Origin of the sequence: Lentzea sp. NPDC102401 (assembly GCF_044765805.1) — a bacterium.
Taxonomy (GTDB): Bacteria; Actinomycetota; Actinomycetes; order Mycobacteriales; family Pseudonocardiaceae; genus Lentzea; species Lentzea sokolovensis.
Genome location: NZ_JBIWKS010000025.1, coordinates 49,078 through 67,354 on the forward strand (window position 1 = coordinate 49,078; position 18,277 = coordinate 67,354).

Below are 18,277 nucleotides of genomic sequence, written 5' to 3' on the forward strand. Positions count from 1 at the left end.
TGAGGAGACATGGTTGGACCGGCATGGGCGGGAGTGGACATCGGCAAGCAGCATCATCACGCGGCGGTGGTGGACGCTGCCGGCGGCAGGGTGTTCTCGCGGCGTGTGGTCCACGACGAGTCCGCTCTGCTGGTGCTCATCAGGGAAATCGGTGCGTTGGCCAAGGAACTGGTGTGGGCCATTGATCTGCACAGCAGTGAGGCGGCTCTGCTGGTCGCGTTACTGCTGGCCATGGTCAGCGTGTCGTGTACCTGCCCGGCATGAGGGTGAATCGGGCTGCAAGTACATACCGAGGTGCGGGCAAGACCGATGCCAAGGACGCTTACGTCATCGCCGACCAAGCCCGCATGCACCGTGACCTGGCCGTGGTGCGTGCCGATCAGGAGCTGGTTGTCGAGCTGCGCATGCTTACCGCCCGTCGCCACGACCACGACCGCGGCCTGGCTGTCGTGCAGTACGTGTCGCGACTGAACGCCATCAACATGCTCGCGGTGGCCGACGGCGACCGCAGCAAGCACGGTCGTCGCCTCGCCTCGCGGGAATGTCGCCGTGGCTGGCCTCACCGATCGGTGTCACCTGCGGCCTGGCCGTCCGGATCGGCGTGCTCGCGTTGCTGCTCAAGGCTGGGACGCCGCTGAGCGTGGCCCGGCCGGCCAGCGAGGCCGCCGGTGGCGCCGTCATCGGAGCGCTCACCGAATACCTCATCAACGGGCGGTTCGGCCGCCATGCCGCGGCCGCAGGGCTGTTCGAAGCCATCTCCGCCGCGTCGGGCAGAGCATTGAGCCGCGCTGCCATCGAGCGGATGCGGAATCTGCCCACATAGATCGGCGGCGCAGTCGGCGGTGTGACTGGTCAGGCGATCCCGGCCAGGCCACGGGCGGTATCGCGATGTCGACGGTTGGCGATCCGGCCGGCGCCTCGATGCGCAGCGTCGAGGCGCCGGCCGGATCAGATCATCGAACAGTTCCTGCACACCCACCGCTAGAATCACGGCGAGGTCCATGCTGGCGTTCGGATGGGAGAGCATCCCCATCCGAACGCGTGGAGGCGGTCATCAGGATGAGTTTGCTTCCGAGACTTTCCTGCAGGCCGTGTTCACCAGGTTTCGCAACGCTTTGAGGTTGAACGCCTCCAGTGAAGTGACGACGCCCAGCGAAGCGACAATCTGCCTGTTTCGGCCGAACACAGGGCCGGCAACAGTCATGCAGGGCGAGGGTGCTGTTCTGGTCACCACAGCGGTGGCGGACCTGCGGACTGCTGCGAGCCGGGCACGGAGTTCCGCCGGTGCGATCACGATGCTCTCCGGGCTCACCGACAGGTCTCCGTCGAGGATCTGGTTTTGCAACGCAGCAGGGGAGTGTGCCAGCAGGCACTGGCCGAGAGCGGTCGCATGCAGGGGTATTCGCCCGCCGACGCGATACTGAGAGCGGGCGTTCACCTGAGGAGACAGTCGCTCGACGAGCACTGCCTCAGTGCCGTCGATGACTGCGAGAACCACTTGCTGTCTGGTTGCGGAGCGCAGCTCTTCCATCTGTGGCAAGGCCAGCGCCCTGACCCCGTGCCCGCGAGGTGCGAGCGTGGCGAGCTCGAGTAACCGCAGCCCGATGGCGTAGTCGCCGTTCACCTGCCGTTCCAATGCCCCCAGCGTCACCAGCGTGCGAGCCAAGCGCAGCACCGTCGTCTTCGGAAGGTTCGACCTGATGCTCAACGAGGTGAGGGACATTGGACGCTCTGCCACAACCAATGCGGTCAACAGCTTGAACGCTCGCTCCAGCACGTGCTCGCTCGCCGGCGCGGACTCGTTGATCAACTGGCGCGTCATCGCTGACCTCCACGCGGAACGAAATGTCGCCTGCTTCTGACACGAAGGAAGGCGCGACGGCCGCAGGGGTGACCGTCGCCGGAACTGTAGTTCTGATCTTTCGGATTCGTCAAGAGTGCAGGTGGGATGCCTTTCGCTCGCCGTGCTGAGCCATCTCATTTCGGAGGAACTCAAGCCTGATCGCGCGGTTTCATGCGGTCGGAAGCCATCTCCCCGGTGGGGGCAGAGGAAGCGCGAAAGTGGCGAAACTCGTTGCAGCGCAAGGGAACAGGTGTTCTCGACGTCGGAGTCGCGCGGCCACCCGATTGCTTGCAGGGGCAATCACTTTGCCGGCTGCATGGTTCCTCGACCGATTTCGAAAGTCATCTCGTTTGGCCCGTGCGTCTGAAGTGCCAGGTCAGGGCGCGATTCCCGGCAGTGCAATCCGCTTGAGGTCCGGAATCCGGCCAACCCGATCTCGCCTTCTTGTTCCGCCACGTGGAACAACCAGTGATTCTCGGATGGTTCGACGACCACAATCTGCGGCCGACGCGACGGGCAGTGTCAGAGCATCGTTGGTCTTTGAAGGCAGGTTGGCCATGTCAGGGCAAGGACAGAGTCATGAACGGCGATCTGGGCTTTTGCGATCTGCCGACCGTGTTCCAGCGGAGTTCGAGAACTGGGCGGAGCGCATTGGTGTCGGGTTGCGGGCCGAGGTGCGGGGCGGCATGTCCGTACCCGGTCGCGATGCGGCGATCATCGCGCGGGACGCCGGCTCCTCGTGGAGTGAGGACGGACACGCCGTGCAGGAGGTGGTCCGGCCGTTACGGCTAGCGTTGATCCGGCTGTTGGGCACCTGTCATCCGGCCGACGAGGATGCGATCGACACCGTCGTGGGACGCGTCCTGCAAAGCTTCTTCATCGGTTTCCACGAGCGCGCGGCCATAACGTCGGGGACGACGTTCAGAGCCACCTTCGCGGATGTGACCCCTGTGCCGGCCTGTGTGTCCAAGTGGGAACTTGTTTCTGCTGCTGGAGGAAGGCTCCTGCATCTCGGCACCGGGAGGTCGGGCCGGCTGCTCGTCGCCACGGGGCCCGCGGACGCGAGACGAATCCTGGCCGCGTGTTTCCCGCCCGCGGCGGACTGCTGGGCGGGTGTGGCGCCTTCCGACTGGCCGGGTTCGCCCGCAGGTGCGACGGACTTGGCGCACCGGATTGCGGTGGTCGTCAGGGCACTCGGTTGTCCACCCGGAGTCTACGAACGGGGCGACGTCCTGCTGGAGTTGCTCGCGGTGCAGGACGTCGATGCTGCTCGCATGCTGGCGCCGGCGATGGCGCGGGTCCTGAATCACCAGACGTTGGTCGCGACGCTCAAAGTGCTGTTTCACACGAACGGCAATCGCAACGAGGCTGCACGGCGTCTGTCGTTGCATCGCAGCACGCTCGACTATCGACTGACCAGGATCGCCGAGCTCACCGGATGGAATCCGGTGAGCTCCAGGGACTTGATGATGCTGCGAACCGGCCTGGCGGTCGTCGCCGTTCAAGAAGACCTTCGAAAGAAAAAATCGCCGCTTGACTCACACGTGCTTGCGAATGGTCGAAATGCAACCAAGATGTCAGTCGAAATCGATTGCTGAGAGACCTTCGCCCATTGTCTTGGCCGAGATAGCACAGCAGGCGCGTGCATGCGGTCTGACCGGTGAAGCCGTGCACATCGGGGTTGTCCACGCCGCGGTCCTCCTCGCCGACCGGCGACCGAACGAAGCGCTGCGTGAGATGAAGCTGATCACGCGTGACTTGGGCGACCTGATGAGGAAGCCGGACGACTCAACGCTGACAGCCACGTGCGACTTCGCCGTCTTGAGCATGGATCTCGGCATGCATGGCGTCTCGGAGACGTGGCTCGGCCGCATTGCCGATGAACGGGATCGGCTCGGGTCGCACACCTGGACCTTGCGTGAGCTGTCTGCGTACGAACGGCTCAGAGTGGAGCTCGGTCTCTCGTACATCTACCTCGAACACGAGGATGAAGCTGTGTCGCAGTTCCGCCGAGCTGCTCTGCTCGGGCGGACAATGGTCGAGCGGTCTTCCGAAGAAGTGTGGCGCTGCACCGGGGTTGCATTCGAGATGTTGGCATCGGCCTTGCTCGGCACGTCGGCCAGGACCCCACTGCGGCAGTGCCCACCCAGGTCCGACGTGTTCTCGCGAGCCGGCGAACAAGCGCGGTGCCTGATGCTGATAGCGCTCGCCCAGGCCGCTGCGGTGGAGGGGAGTGTCGCCGGCGCGCTCAGACTCGCCCTTGGCGCCTATCGCTCGACCGACAACGCGGGCCTTGCCCTGCTGAGTATCGAGCTGAACCGGTTGGTTGCCTGCACGACAAGAGAACTGGGAGATAAGGACAACGCCGCGGAGCACGACCGGCAGTGGAGACGTCGGTGGAGCGCCTATGAATGGTCGGCACGGCTGCGTACCGCCGAATTCCTGGCGGGCTGATCCTCGTCAGTCGCTGACGAGGATCTGAGCACCTGCCGAGCGAAGACCCGCGAGGAGCGAGCGATCCCGCACGGCGCCGGTGATCACCGCGTCGAACTCGCTCAAGGAAAGCCATTTCTTGCCACCGGAAGCAGCGAACACGTCCACATCGGACACCAACACTCGACGGCGAGCTGCGACCGCTACCGACGACGCGGCGATTGCGGATTGCTCCTCAGTCAGAAAAACCTGACCGCCGGCGCTGATCCGATGACAGGGGAGAAAGGCGATGTCGACAGGCTCGTCGTGTTGCGGCGCGATGTCATCCGACACCAGCACGGTGCCGCGCAACGTTCCGCCCGTCACCAGGACGCTGAACCGGACGGGGTCTTCGGCGAAGCGAGCACACGCTCGAACATCGCCGGTCAGCACTCGGAGAGAAGCGATGTCAGACCGCTCGACCAGTGAGGCAGCGAGCGCATCGGACAGGTCACCACACGCGAGGAGAATCGCGTCCTGCGACCTCACGAGAGCGGCTGCCACCGCGACGGGACCAGCGGACACGGGATCGGCCGTTCTGGGCGCGGTCTTGGTGGCTGGCTGCGCGCCGCCCCAGACTCGCCGTACCTGACCTGCTGCTTCGAGATCGCGCAGATCGGCCTGGACAGTTCCCCTGGAGACCCTCAATTCGCGGATGAGCTCCTTGACTCCCACGTAGGAGGCGTCGGCGACCATCTGAGCCATGCGTCGCTGGCGCTGGTCGCGGTCGGATGACTCCTTGTCCGACACCGCGCCCTCCTCCTGGCAGCCGATTCCTACGGTCAGCGGAGCTTGTGAACGCATGATATCTGTTCTACTTTCAACTTTGCCACTTCCGAAACGATGTCGACTGGCGATGCGCACACATGGGTACTGGCAGAGGAACCTCAGCGGCGACGGTGGAGACCAGCCGTGATCCTGTCGTGGCGAGCAGCATGGAGCGTCGTCACCACATCGTCGACCTCGTTCGGCGACAGGGATTCGTACAGGTACGTCATCTCACGCAACTTCTCGGAGTTTCAGAAGTCACCATCCGTCACGACCTGCGCTGGCTCGAAGACAGCGGTGAGGTGCATCGGGTACGCGGCGGGGCGAAGGTCGCGTCGACGGCCCCCCATCGCCACGAGGTCCCAGAGGACGTGGCCGACCCCGCGGCTGGTGCCATGGCCGCGGCCTTTGTGCGCAGCGGCGACAGCGTCGCCGTGGGCCCCGGCACGCGCTCCGTTGTGAGCGCTCTGATCAGCAGGCGGGATCTGTCCAACGTCACGGTGCACACGGAGTCGTTGTCCTTGACCGCGTTGTTCCGCGGGCAGGAGGACCGGTTCACCGTGATCGTGCCGCCTGGTCTCTTGAGCCCCTCGATGACGGTGATACCCGAGCGAGATCACCACATCAGCGTCGAGCTGGCTCTGATCGGATGTTCCGGTATCACCGCTGACGGTGTTCAGGCTCGGACCGAACTCGCCGCATCCGCCGGCCGGCGTGCCACGCTGTCAGGCTGTCGTGTTGTCGCGGTGGTCATGCCCGGCAGTGCCGCGCCATCATCAGAGAGTCACCTGATCAGCTCGTTGGATCTCGTCGACGCGTGCATCACCAGCGAGCGGCTACCGGATGAGCTGGTTGGATCGTTGCGCGCCAACGGTTTGAGGCTCTTCATCACGTCCTGACGCAGTGGGATCGGTTCATCCGAGGAAGTCACGGACGATGGCTCTCATCGTCTGCGATCTCAAGCCAGTGAACTGGGCACGTTCCAGCCTCGTCATCCAGTCCAGCTGCTCGAGAGCTGCTTCGTAACGTTCTCTTGCTGCTGCGCGGAGCACGGAGTCACCGTTTCGGAGTGCGACCTCGAGGAAGACGCGCGCGGTCTCTGCTTGCAAGACGGGGGTGCGTGTTTGATCCGCCAGCCCGATCAGATGTCTGGCCAATGCGTCGCAGTGGGCGAGATCGATCTCGTCGCCTTGCAGGTCGACGCGCAGCTGACTCAAGCCCCACATGATCTCCGTGGTGGCGCTCACCGAGTCGAACGTCGCCGTGGTGGCGCCGGCCGTCGCGGACCGCACCATTTCCTCGATCTCGGCTCCCTCGCCGATGGTGATCTTGGCGAAGCACAGGTGGGCGAGGTACAGGTTCGCCGGCCGGTCTGCCAGGGAGCTGTTGATCACGGCCCCGTCCAGGACGTCGACGCCGATGTCGCTCGCCAAAGTGAGGACGCTGCGATATAGATCGGTGTACTTCGCCTGCCCTCGCTGCTCCAGTTCCAGGGCGAGCTGACAACGTCGTGTGGTCAGCAATGCGTGCACGAACATGACGACGCCTGCGGGGATCACTCCATGAGGCGCTGCGAGCACCTGATCGACGAGCTGGCTGAGCAGTTCGTCGCTCAGATCGGTCAGGCCGATCATCCCGGCTCCGATCGCCGCGGCGGTCAGAGTCGACATGCGTCCAGGGCCCTGCGGCATTTCCTCCGCGGCGGCGAGCACCTCGTCGAGCAGAGTTACCGCTTCCTCGATGCGTCCGAGGAAGTAGGCAGTGGTGAGCCCGTATCCGAGAATCCTGGCGCGAGCGGGGAGATCTCCGTCTGCTTCCGCCGACCTGAGGGCTTGTCGACAGGTGACCTCGGCCTCCGGATAGCGCATGAGCACCACCAATGCCGCCAGCCGGAGCAAGAGGAGCATCCGCCACCGCGCGCGATCCGTTGCGATCGCCGGTTCGGGGCCGAGATCGGCGGTTCTGCCCACCACCTCGACAAACTGGCAGGCCGCCATTAGCTGCCGCAGCTCCGTGATCGCTGGGTCGTCGGCAAAGTCGCTGTCGAACACGACCCATTGTTGATCAATAGGAGTCCGTCCGCAACAGCATGTCGGCCATGGCGCCGAAACCGGGCTTTCACCTGTTGTTCCACTGGGCGGCACAGCTGCTGCAGCGCGTGCTCGCTCCGGTCACTCTGGGTGCCGCGCTCACCGAAGCAAGTCGCTGTCATCGCTCGGGCAAGGAGGCCCTCAGTGATTCGACGCTTCGTCGTTGTAGTTCTTCTGTTGTTCGTTTTCCCCGTTGCAGCCAACGCGGTGACCACTTCGCCGCCGCGGGCGGTCATCGTTGTGGCAGGCACGTTCGGTCCGGCGTTCTTCTACGAGCCGCTCGCCAAGCGCCTGCGCGCCGACGGGTACAGCGTGGGGATCTTCCAGCTCACCGCTTTGGGCACTGCCGACATACGCACCAGCGCCCGCGACCTCGATCGGTTCTCCGACGACTTCCGTGCGAGGACCGGGGCTTCGTCCGTCGCGCTGGTCGCGCACTCCCAGGGCGGGCTCGTCGCTCGCCAGTACATCAGATCAGGCGGCGCGGCCGAGGTCAGCGCCTTGGTCAACCTCGCCGCCCCCAACTACGGAACGATCGTGGCCACCATCGCGAACTTCTTCGGAGGCGGGAACTGCCTGCGGATCGTTGCGTGCCAGCAGATGAAGGTCGGGTCCAGCTTTCTCAACGATCTCAACGCCGGACCGGACACCATCGGATCGGTTCGGTACACGAACCTCTACACGGTGCTCGATGAGCTGGTACGTCCTGTCGACAACGCTCGCATGAACGACGGCGCAACCAACGTGCTGGTGCAGTCGCAATGTCCATTGCGGACGGTTGCGCACGTGGGCATGGCCTTCGACGGGACTGTCTACGACGGCGTGCAAGACGCATTGCTCGGTAAGCCTGTGCAGTTGAACTGTTTCGCGTTGTAGTGAGAGCGGAGTCCCCGGTGCCTGTCGGATTTGCCGCAGCCGACATTCGTGGCACCGGGGACTCCATCACGCCCTGGCCGCTGCGTCTCGCGGAACGCTCACCAAAGTGTTACCAGGCAAGACGCTGAGCGACCAGGAGGACGCCCCGGCTGGGAGAGCCGTGCAGGGCGCTCGTTCATTATCGGTTTCAGCACGGGGAAAATCCATCCGAGCATGTAGGAATCCGGGCGGGTCCGCACACTCAGGACACGATCTCCATCTGCGCCATCATCCCGATCCATGAGTGTTCGAGGAAGTGACAGTGGTAGACGTACCGGCCGGTGTAGCCGGTGAACGTCGCCTTAACCTTGATCGTTTCGCCTGCCGTGATCCTCACGGTGTGTCCGTGAGACGGCGATCGCTCGGCAGGGGAGGACCGCCGGTGCGTTCGAGCACCTCGAACTGCACGAGGTGCAGGTGGAAGTTGTGTTTGACGCCGGCCAGGTCGGAACTCTTGATCAGCCACGTCTCGGTGGCGCCGCGCTTGACGGTGAAGTCGACGCGCTCCATGTCGAAGACCTTGCCGTTGATCGTCCCGTCGGGGCGGTCGTTGGGCTTGAACAGGAACGCCAGGTCGACTACGCGGTCGACGGTCGACGATGGCTGTGCCGGCATCGGGCGAAGTTCAGCCGGCACGCGACTCTGGTCTGTCGCGCGGCGTACGACCTCGAAGCGAAGGATCTCGCCGGCATCAACGTCGGCGAGTACGAGTGGGGAACGGAGCCGGTAGCGCGAGAAGTCGACCACGACGTCGGCCCGTTCTCCCGAGGAGAGCACTATCTCTTCTTCCTCCACCGACACAGGAAGAAGGCCGCCGTCCGAGCCGATGCGAGTGAACTCGGCGTCGGCCAGCTTCAGCTTGAACACGCGCTGGTTGGCGGTGTTGATCAGACGGAGACGGTACTTGCGGGCCGCGACCTCGAAGTACGGCTGGGGAACGCCGTTGGCCAGCAGCGTGGTGCGCTTGGACGGGTCGTCGAAGACCACGATGTTGCCGTTGTCGTCGAAGCGCATGTCGCGCAGCATGATCGGGATTTCGTAGGCGCCCTGTGGCAGACCGAGCTCCCGTTCGGAGTCGTCTTCCAGGATGTAGGCACCGTGAAGTCCCAAGTAGACATGTGCTGCTTTGGTGTGGTGGCTGTGGTCGTGTTACCAGAGTGTCGCGCCTTGCTGTGCGTTCGGGGAGGAGTACCGACGCGATCGGCCGGGCTCGATGATGTCCTTCGGGTGACCGTCGTGTTCGGGCGGGGTGTGGCCTTCGTGCAAGTGCACGTTGGCGCCTTCGTTCAACTTGTTGTGAAAGCGGATTACGGTTCGACGCCCGGTCGTGGCCTTGATGGTCGGACCGATGAACTGCCCGCCGAAACCCAGAACCGGCGAACAGCGGTTGCGCTGGTGTGTGCATCATGATGTGTGCACACGCACGGTGGGCTCCAGCACCTTTGGCGCGCCGAGCACTCCGGCTGCGAGTCCGCCCGCCATCAGTGCGCTCCGCCTGTTGAGCATCGCCATTCCCCTTCGGGCGCAAACAGATTCGAGCGATGGTTCACATCAACTGAATCTACGTCATCAAGATTAATGGAGTTCTTGGCGTTGGAACGATCGGCCGATCCATGTCGATCGTTCCAGTGCCAAGGACTCCACCACGTCCTGGTCGCCGCGACTCGCGGAACGCTCGCCATTACCAGCGAGTCACCGCGCGGCCGGGACGTGGTACGTCCGGCTGGGAGAGTCGTGCCGGACGCAGAACTGGTTGCTTGCCTTAGCATCGCAAAACAATCTCAGTGCAAGCTCTTGAATTGCTTCAAGTTCTATTTTTTTTGCGGTTCTATTCGGAGAAGTTCATCTGAAGAACCGGGAAAATCTTGTGGGACAGCTCGACTTGTTGACGTGTGCTGCGGAGCCGCATCACAGATCGAACGCGACGATCATCTTCGTCGTCGGATCGCTTTCTCAGCGACTCGCGGGCTGGCGCGCTTTAGTCACTGCCGCCTGCTGACCTTCCTTCTTCTTTGGCTGCCCTGAGTGTGACCCCGGGCTGTCTTTCGTGCTGCGCAGGCGCGGCGTGAGTTGACCTTGAGTCGGCCCGCCGTGTGCTGGTGGCGGCTGTCGTCCTCGGCGTGTGGCCGATGGATTTCTGTTGTTTCGTGAACGGGGGAGTGTGGATGAGTCTGCCTGAAGTAAGACGGGCAAAACGGTCATGGAGACCTGGGGGCAGAGCGGCGATGTCCGCTGTGCTGGTGGCGGCATTGACGGCGTCGGTGGTGTCGGCGGTGCCTTCGATCGCGGTGGCGGCTGCGCCGAAGTACAACGATCCGCGCGATGTTCCGGGGTGGGGGACCCCGCAGCAGGAGGGGCGTACGCACGAGTCGCCGAAGGCCGCTGGCGATTTCCGGCCGTTGATGGGCGCGGAGGCGGATAAGTCTGGCTCGAAGTTCGACGCGAACACGTCGAAGGAGATCGGCCGGGCCGAGAAGTCGGTGGACTACCGCAACTCCGACGGCACGCGGACGACGGTGTTGTCGAAGGTGCCGGTCAGCGTGCGCGATGACAAGGGTGCCTGGCGGCCGGTGGACACCCGTCTGAGCGAGGACCGCGGCTCGAAGCGGGCGAAGTCGGGGTTGCACCAGCTCAAGCCGGAGTTCGCCGCGTCCGCGGAGGACCGCGGCCTGGTCACCATGGGGCCGATCGACCTGGGCGAATCGGGCCAGCGGATCTCGGTGGCGCTGGAGGGCGCGAAGCGTTCTTCCAGGCAACTCAAGGACTCCAAGGCGACCTACGCCGACGTGCTGCCCGACACCGACCTGGAGTACGAGGTCGAGCCGGGCGCGGTCAAGGAGTCCATCGTCCTGAAGAAGCCCACGAAGACCAGCAGCTGGGTCTTCCGGATGGACCTGGGCACGCTCACACCGTCACTGAAGGACGACGGCGTGCTGATCAAGGATGCCAAGGGCACGGTCGTGGCGTCGCTGCCGCCGATCGTGACCTGGGACTCCTCAGGCAGCGCCAAGGACAACAAGGCGCCTGCGCAGAGCGGCGGCACCTACGCGCTCAGGCAGGACGGCAACGCGTGGCTGCTGACCGTGGCAGTCGACCCGACGTGGCTGAACGACAAGTCCTGGGTGTACCCGATCATCGTGGACCCGACCTACACGTACGGGTTCAACAACGATGACGAGTCGAGGGCCTACAAGTCCGACGGCTACCAGTGCACCAACTGCGGTATCGCGGTGGGCAACTCGAAGTCCGGGCCTAATGGGTCGGACTCGGTGTGGCGCACGGCTTTCCGACACGACTTCACACCGTTGTTCGGCAAGAACGTTGTGGGTGCCCGCTATGACTTCTGGCGCAACGCGCAGACGGGGTCGATGTTGTCGTGGCAGTCGAACCTGCACCACGCGACCTCGTTGGACATCAACGGTGTTGGTCAGTTCCTGGCGGGTGGGCCGATCGGTGACCGGGGCTCGATCCAGTCCAAGGCGCTGACCGACTTCATCGCGGGCAAGGTCAACGCGCGGGACAATAGCACCTGGTTCATGCTGACCGGCTCGGAGACGACCGACTGGTCATACAAGAACATGCAGGTGAACCTGATCGTCGACCACGGCACCGCGCCGCCGGCGACGTCGCTGGTGAGCCCGGCGGACGGCACCGTGATGACGAGTCTGACGCCGACGCTGTCCGTGAGCCCGGTGAGCAACCCCTCTGGCGATGGAACGCTGTATTGCTTCAAGGTCGCGACTGGCGCTGACGGGCAGTCCGGCGTCGTCGTCGATTCCGGCTGCATCACCAGCAACACGTGGACTGTGCCACCCGGTGTGCTCACCGACTGCACGAGCTACACGTGGACCGTGCTGACCGCGCTCAGCGGTGGAGTGACCACGACACATCCGGGCTGGACCGGGCATTTCAAGGTCGACCAGCGCATCGGTGACATGGGTCCGGCACCGAAGGACACGTTGGGGCCAGTCTCCGTGAACCTGGCGAACGGCAACGTGCACACCGAGGACGCCGGTCCGACGTTCACCACCGTCGGCGGCTCGTCAGGATTGACGTTCAGCTACAACTCCCAGGCGGTCGAGCCGTACGGTCTGCGTGCCTCGTACTTCAACGACTCCACCCGCTCGGGCACGCCGGACGCGAACCCGGTGCTGACGCGTAACGAGCCGCAGGTCAACTCCGACTGGGGTACGGAGTCGGTGTTCGCGCCGGCGTTGGCGCAGGACTGGTTCATCGGTCGCTGGGAGGGTTTCTTCCAGGTGCCGGTGACCGGCACTTACCACTTCGGTGGGGTGCACGCGAACGGTGCGAAGATCTGGGTCAACAACACCCTGGTCTACAACAATAAGAACAACTCGGACGTCAACTTCGCGCTGACGAGCCAGAACGGCCCGGTCACCGAGATCGCGCTGACCGCCGGGCAGCGGGTGCCGATCAAGGCCGAGCTGTACCACTCCAGCGGTCCCGGCCGGATGAAGTTGTTCGTGCAGACCAACGAGGCGTCGAACAAGGCGGTGCCGCCGCAGATCGTTCCCGCTTCGTGGTTGTACAGCCAGGATCTGCCTGTGTTGCCGCGCGGCTGGCAGCTCAACAGCAACCTGACTGGTGATGGTTCCACTTACACCAAGGCCCAGGTGCAGGACCAGACGATCGTCCTCACCGACCACACTGGCACGAAGCACACCTGGACCAAGACTACCAGCGGCAGCTTCACACCGCCAGCGGGTGAGGACGGCATCCTCGGCCTGGACACCAGCGGAAAGATCACGCTGCACGAGGGCGGGAACGTCTACAACTTCAACTCCGACGGTACTCTTGCGTCAGAGGCGTCTGTTGTGGACAGTCGTAAGCCTGCGGCGAACGTGATGAGCTGGACTGGCACTCCGTCCCGGCTGGCCCAGATCACCGACCCGGTTTCGCAGCGCTCGCACAAGCTGTTCTACAACCGGCCCGGTGACGACTGCTACGGCCGCACCATGCCGACGGGCTGGGACCCGTTGCCGCCGTCGCAGATGTTGTGCCGCATTCAATACTGGGACGGCACGCAAACCGTGCTGTGGTACCGCGGTGGAGCGGTGTCCCGTGTCGAGAACCCCGGCAACGACATCACCGAGTACGGCTTCAATGCCGACGGCACGCTGCGAGCGATTCGTGACTCCCGAGGACTGGACTGGGCAGCGCAGGATCCGGCGACTCGTAACATCTGGGAGACCTACACGCTCATCGACTACGCTGCCGTCGGTAGTCGCAGGGGTGCGACCAGAGTGGAGACGCCGGCGCCGAACGGGCAGGCCGGAGCGCCGCGTCCTGGTAACACCTACCGTTATGACCTGGCGAACCGCCAGACCTTTGTGGACATCGCAGGTCTGAGCCCCGCCTCCGGTTATGCCACGAAGGTGACCTACGACGCCGCAGACCGGCAGCTGAGCTCCACGGATGCGACGGGCAGGTCGACGTCGACGATGTGGAACGACAAGGACCTCCAGCTCACGACCACAGATGTCGCCGGTCGGGTGTCCTCGACGGTTTACGACCACAACGACCGGCCTACCGACCAGTGGGGGCCGGCGCCGGCCAGTTGTTTTCACCGGTCAGCAGCCCACCGCGGCTTGTGCGGCCACGATGCCGCACACGCGCACCAACTACGACGAGGGCTTGCAAGGGCTGGCGGTCTCGTGGTGGAACAACACCAGTATGACCGGTGCGGTGAAGGCACATGTGACCGGCGGCTTGGGCGCTGATGGGTCGGTCGACAAGCACTTCGACGGCACCACGCCACCGGCCGCGGGCCTGGGCGGCACCGGTTACTCGGCACGCCTCACCGGTGAGATCACGTTCCCTGACGCTGGCCAGTACACCCTCAAGGTCGTCGGTGACGACGGCGTGCGGCTGTGGATCGACGACCGACTCATCGCTGACGGTTGGAAAGACCAGGGAGCTACTCCCTACACCGCCACTTACACTCCGCCGGCTGCGGGTGCGAGCAAGCGCATCCGGATCGACTACAACAACACCGGTGGTATCGGCGACCTGCATCTGCACTGGACCAGGCCCGGTGGCGCGGATCAGATCGTGCCTGGCACGTATCTGCGTCCTCGCTACGGCTTGTCTACCTCAGTGGTGAAGGCCGAGTCCAACGGGGTCGTGAGCGGTAACAGCACGACCAGCTACACCGACGGTCTTGATGCCGCGTTCGGCTTGCCTACCAGCACGCATATCGCGGGCATCACCACGCGCACCTCGTACGAGACCGCAGGCACGGGCTACTTGCGCACGACCGGCAAGACCATGCCGACCGGCGCGCAGATCACCAACGTCCAGTACGGCGACACCGAGACGCGTGACAACCCATGTACGCAGACGGTTGAGGCAACCAACCAGGGCGGTCTGGTCAAGCTCACCAAGCTGACCACGCCGGGAACCGGTGCGGCGCGCGAGGACGAACAGATCTTCGAAGCCTCCGGCAAGATCGCGGCCAAGGGCACCAGCGGTTCCTGGACCTGCACCACCTACGACGGACGCGACCGGGTGACCTCGGTGAAGTATCCGTCGAACTCGTCGGCGCCTGAACGTACTGTCACGACGAACTTCGCCGTGAACGGTGACCCGTTGACCACGTCGGTCTCCGACCTGAACGGCACGATCACCACGCGGGTCGACCTGCTCGGCAGGGTGGTGGAGTACACCGACGCCAACGGTGTGCGCACCGAAACCACCTACAACCTGGCCGGTCGGGCGACCTCGGAGAAAGTGACGCCACCCAACCCGGCCGACCCGGCACAGACGATCAGCTACACCCACGACGACGCGGGGCGCCTGCTCACGGTGTCGTTGGATGCGGCTGTTCTGGCCACGGTCACGCACGACTCAGCGGGAGAGATCGCGTGCGTCGCGTACGCGGGGGGCAGTTCGCTTGCCTCCACCGGTAAGGACGCCGCAGGACGCTTGGTGTCACAGCGGTGGAAGACCAGTGACAATGTCCAGGTCGACTCGACCGTGAGTCGTACCAGGGCAGGCACAGTCATCGACGAGTCCCTGGGCGGAGTTGATGCCCGGCCGGGCGCTCCGAACTACGTCTACGACGCGGTTGGCAGGTTGACCGAGGCGTGGGTCGCAGGACATCACTACACCTACGACTTCACCTCGAACGCGAACGCTGCGTGTCCTGCCGGGACGCAGTCGAACGCGGGACTGAACACCAACCGGGTCCGGCTGCTGGACGAGTCATCGTCCGGTACCGCGTAGACGAGCTATTGCTACGACGCAGCCGACCGGCTGCTGAGCACCGTCGGAGCCGCCGCGGTGACCAACGTGCAGTACGACGACAAGGGCAACACCACCCAGTACACGGCAGGCGGCTCGACGACGCACTTGTCGTGGGACGGTGCGGACCGCAACATCGCGGCACGCACCGCCGGCACTGATGCGGCGGACGTCTCCTATGTCCGGGACGCCACCGACCGCATCATGCGGCGCACGACTGCCGCAGGAGATACCGCGACCGACGTTCGGTACGGCCACACCGGCAGCGGCGACACGGCCGACCTGGCCTTCGGCCCGGACAACAAGTTGCTGTCACGCAGCATCAGTTTGCCCGGCGGTGTGTTGTACACGTGGAAACCGCAGGCGGCGGACCGCACGCTCAACCACCCGACTGTCCGCGGGGATCTCGCGCTGACAACCGGTGCAGACGGCAAGCAGATCGGTGCGCTGCGGACGTACACGCCGTTCGGTGAGCCGCTGACGACGAGCGGTGCCGTGGACACGGACAACGTGCCCGACACCGCACCTGGTCAGATGGACCACGGCTGGCTCGGTCAGCACCAACGCTTCTACGAGCACGCTGGGGCGTTGTCGATCGTGCAGATGGGAGCCCGGCCCTACAGCCCGCTCCTCGGTCGTTTCCTGTCGGTCGACCCGGCCGAAGGCGGTAGCGCGAACGACTACGACTACGTCAACGCCGACCCGATCAACGACACCGACCTTGACGGTCACTGGAGCTGGCGAGACGCGTGGAAGGGCGTCAAGTCGACTGTGTCCGGCGTCTGGCGCTCCACCACTTCGTACGTCAAGAACAACTGGAGGACCATCGCCAGCGTCACCATCGCTGTTGGCGCAGTGGCCGCAGGTATTGCGTGCGGCGTAAGCGTGGTGTGCGGCGCAGTTGTAGGTGCTGCTGCAGCCTTCGGCAGTTACGCGGCAAGCAACGCGTGGACGCCCAACTGGTCTTGGAAGAAGGCGGGTGTAGCTACTGTTGCGGGTGCCTTCACAGGCTCGATTTCGCCGCTACGGGCGAGAATCGGAGCCAACCAGACGGTCAAGGGACGTACCGCGACCACAGCGAAGGGCACGGTACTCTACCGTAAACCTTGGTTCTACCAGGGTAAACGCTGGAAACCCGAGGCGCGCGGTTGGTGGAGATGGCGTCCGTGGCGTTAGAAAACTCGCTATCAATCGGAGGCAATAATGACGAGAAGTGAGCCTCGCTTTCCGAGGTTGACTCCCTTGCGATTGGTAGTCCTGGCTGTTTGTGTCGGGCTCTCATTGCTGATCGTTTTGACGGTCGACAACGCCGTGATCTTGGGAGTCGGTGCGGCCTTCCCGGTTCTGGCCGGGATGGAACTGGGGAGGCGTTGGCGGCATCAGGACGAGCTCGCCAGGAATGTGACCGACGGTCCCGAAACCGAGTAGTACGCGGCTGATCGGACGACGACCGGTCTCGAACCCGCCTCAGGCGATTCGAGACCGGTCTCGTCCGGCGGCTTCCCGTCGACGAAGTCAAGTAGCGGCGTAGATTGCGTCGCATTGTGTGCGTAGAGAGAGTGCAATGTTTCGGCGCCTCGCGAAGGTTCCTCTCGTGGTCCGAGTCCTGTGTCCAGTCGTGGCGGCGGTGGCCGTTGCCGCGCTCGTCGTGGTGAACGCCAGTGGGTCTCCGCAGGTTTCGCCCGGCAGCGATTCGGCTGCGCGGTCCTCTAGCTCCCTTGAACCGACAGCCGTCGGCTCCTCCAGTGAACCAATCTTCAGCACAGTCTCCACGACGACATCTGCCAGCAGCGTGACTAAGCCGTCCGAGAGCACCGGTTCCTCGGTGCCGCGGCCCGCTGCTGCGGCAGCTACCCCCACTGTGACGCAGCGTGCCGAAGCGCCGTGGTTCGCTGGTCGCGTGGGCACGGCCACGCAGGTGATCTCGGTTGTGGGCTTGGGCGGTTCCAACGCCACTGTGTCTACGTGGCAGAAGTCTGGGAGTGACTGGGCGTCGGTGATCGGCGGAGTTGCGGCGAAGGTCGGTTCGCCCGGCATCTCGAGTTCTTACGGGGAATCCTCGTCGGCAACGCCGGCCGGGGTCTTCGCGATCACGGGCGCGTTCGGCAGACAGGCTGACCCAGGTGCCGGGGTGTCATATTTTCGTCTCGACAGCTCGGATTGGTGGGTCAGTGACATCAACAGTCCTGACTACAACACGCACCAGCGGTGTGCTCGGGGAACGTGTCCGTTCAACGAGAGCACGTCGGAGAACCTGAGTGAACACGGCGCCGTCTACGACTACGCCCTGGTGATGGGCGTGAACGCACAACGCGTTCCAGGTGCCGGTAGCGCGTTCTTCGTGCATGTTACGAACGGCGCTCCGACCGCTGGCTGTGTGGCGATTCCCGCGAGCACGCTCGCTTCGATCCTGCGCTGGGCCCGTCCCGGCACGGTGATCGCCTTGTCGCCGCGGTGATCGCAGGTGGTTGACTAGCTCGCTGATCTGTTCAGCAAGCCGTTCGTGAAGTTGAGGCCGGGCAGACGCATGTGTCTGCCCGGCCTCAACGTTTGTTCGAGCGTCGGCGCGGCCGGTCGCCGTCCAATCGAATGCGGCTTGGCGACACCTGTGAGCTGTCAGTCCAGCGGGCGGCAACGCGGCCTCAGATCCGGTGCGCGAGGTTGCGCTTAACTCGTAGTCCGGGGTCACGCGTTGCGGCAGCTGTGGCAGGTTGAACACGAGGCCGAGCGCGATCATGAGATGCCTGCGGTGATGCGGATGCCGACTGTGGACAGCGCGGCGGGCAGCGGGGCGTCGTCTTGGGCGCGGCGAAGGTAGACGCGATCAGCGACTAGTAGCGTGTCGCTGCTTAGTTATGGAGTCTTTGGCTGGGAGGCTGTGGTGATGGCCTCCCAGTTGAAACGGCCGGTCACGTTGTCGGCGTGG

At 64.3% G+C, this 18,277-nt stretch carries 13 protein-coding genes and 3 pseudogenes; 11 read left to right on the forward strand and 5 right to left on the reverse strand.

All coding sequences use genetic code 11. From position 1 onward, the window contains the following. Positions 1–9 precede the first annotated feature (9 nt). Positions 10–638, forward strand: a pseudogene (locus ACIRG5_RS47245) (IS110 family transposase). After that, entirely contained in the window at positions 542–823 is a 282-nt protein-coding gene (locus tag ACIRG5_RS47250; protein ID WP_402918002.1) for a hypothetical protein, read from the forward strand. The pseudogene ACIRG5_RS47245 and the gene ACIRG5_RS47250 overlap by 97 nt, the downstream one beginning before the upstream one ends. A gap of 231 nt (positions 824–1,054) precedes the next feature. On the opposite strand, the gene ACIRG5_RS47255 is transcribed toward ACIRG5_RS47250, so the two are convergent. Beyond that, on the reverse strand, positions 1,055–1,822 hold the full coding sequence (locus ACIRG5_RS47255; RefSeq protein ID WP_402917968.1) for an IclR family transcriptional regulator: 768 nt from the start codon (positions 1,820–1,822) through the stop codon (positions 1,055–1,057). A gap of 707 nt (positions 1,823–2,529) precedes the next feature. Here ACIRG5_RS47255 and ACIRG5_RS47260 point away from each other — a divergent pair. Further along, positions 2,530–3,441, forward strand: a complete 912-nt coding sequence (locus ACIRG5_RS47260) for a PucR family transcriptional regulator (protein WP_402917971.1) — start codon at positions 2,530–2,532, stop codon at positions 3,439–3,441. A 19-nt stretch (positions 3,442–3,460) separates the two neighbouring features. After that, entirely contained in the window at positions 3,461–4,297 is an 837-nt protein-coding gene (locus tag ACIRG5_RS47265) for a hypothetical protein (RefSeq protein WP_402917974.1), read from the forward strand. Between the two features lie 6 nt (positions 4,298–4,303). Here ACIRG5_RS47265 and ACIRG5_RS47270 read toward each other — a convergent pair whose 3' ends face one another. Next, positions 4,304–5,065: a DeoR family transcriptional regulator gene (locus tag ACIRG5_RS47270; protein ID WP_402917977.1), complete on the reverse strand. Its 762-nt coding sequence runs from the start codon at positions 5,063–5,065 to the stop codon at positions 4,304–4,306. A 185-nt stretch (positions 5,066–5,250) separates the two neighbouring features. Here ACIRG5_RS47270 and ACIRG5_RS47275 point away from each other — a divergent pair. Continuing rightward, a pseudogene (locus tag ACIRG5_RS47275) lies at positions 5,251–5,412 on the forward strand (DeoR family transcriptional regulator); the annotation flags it as partial. 42 nt (positions 5,413–5,454) lie between these two features. Further along, positions 5,455–5,982, forward strand: coding sequence for a hypothetical protein (locus ACIRG5_RS47280; protein ID WP_402918005.1), 528 nt, complete (start codon positions 5,455–5,457; stop codon positions 5,980–5,982). Positions 5,983–5,997: 15 nt separating this feature from the next. Here the strand turns inward: ACIRG5_RS47280 and ACIRG5_RS47285 are convergent, their stop codons facing one another. Next, positions 5,998–7,134 carry a hypothetical protein gene (locus tag ACIRG5_RS47285; protein ID WP_402917980.1) on the reverse strand — a complete coding sequence of 379 codons (1,137 nt, stop codon included), beginning with the start codon at positions 7,132–7,134 and terminating at the stop codon, positions 5,998–6,000. A 183-nt stretch (positions 7,135–7,317) separates the two neighbouring features. On the opposite strand from ACIRG5_RS47285, the gene ACIRG5_RS47290 reads away from it, so the two are divergent. Next, on the forward strand, positions 7,318–8,049 hold the full coding sequence (locus ACIRG5_RS47290) for an esterase/lipase family protein (RefSeq protein ID WP_402917983.1): 732 nt from the start codon (positions 7,318–7,320) through the stop codon (positions 8,047–8,049). Between the two features lie 241 nt (positions 8,050–8,290). Here the strand turns inward: ACIRG5_RS47290 and ACIRG5_RS47295 are convergent. Then, a pseudogene (locus ACIRG5_RS47295) lies at positions 8,291–9,114 on the reverse strand (multicopper oxidase family protein). Between the two features lie 123 nt (positions 9,115–9,237). After that, on the reverse strand, positions 9,238–9,459 hold the full coding sequence (locus ACIRG5_RS47300; RefSeq protein ID WP_402918000.1) for a multicopper oxidase domain-containing protein: 222 nt from the start codon (positions 9,457–9,459) through the stop codon (positions 9,238–9,240). 854 nt (positions 9,460–10,313) lie between these two features. On the opposite strand from ACIRG5_RS47300, the gene ACIRG5_RS47305 reads away from it, so the two are divergent. The 4 genes from ACIRG5_RS47305 to ACIRG5_RS47320 all read left to right on the forward strand — a co-directional run bounded on the left by ACIRG5_RS47305 (position 10,314) and on the right by ACIRG5_RS47320 (position 17,809). Further along, complete coding sequence (locus ACIRG5_RS47305; RefSeq protein WP_402917986.1) at positions 10,314–13,829, forward strand: PA14 domain-containing protein; 3,516 nt, start codon at positions 10,314–10,316, stop codon at positions 13,827–13,829. Beyond that, on the forward strand, positions 13,795–15,333 hold the full coding sequence (locus ACIRG5_RS47310) for a PA14 domain-containing protein (protein ID WP_402917989.1): 1,539 nt from the start codon (positions 13,795–13,797) through the stop codon (positions 15,331–15,333). Before ACIRG5_RS47305 ends, ACIRG5_RS47310 begins: the two co-directional genes overlap by 35 nt. Positions 15,334–15,390: 57 nt before the next feature. Next, entirely contained in the window at positions 15,391–16,527 is a 1,137-nt protein-coding gene (locus ACIRG5_RS47315) for an RHS repeat-associated core domain-containing protein (RefSeq protein WP_402917992.1), read from the forward strand. Between the two features lie 724 nt (positions 16,528–17,251). Continuing rightward, positions 17,252–17,809, forward strand: coding sequence for a L,D-transpeptidase (locus ACIRG5_RS47320; protein WP_402917995.1), 558 nt, complete (start codon positions 17,252–17,254; stop codon positions 17,807–17,809). Positions 17,810–18,277: the final 468 nt, after the last annotated feature.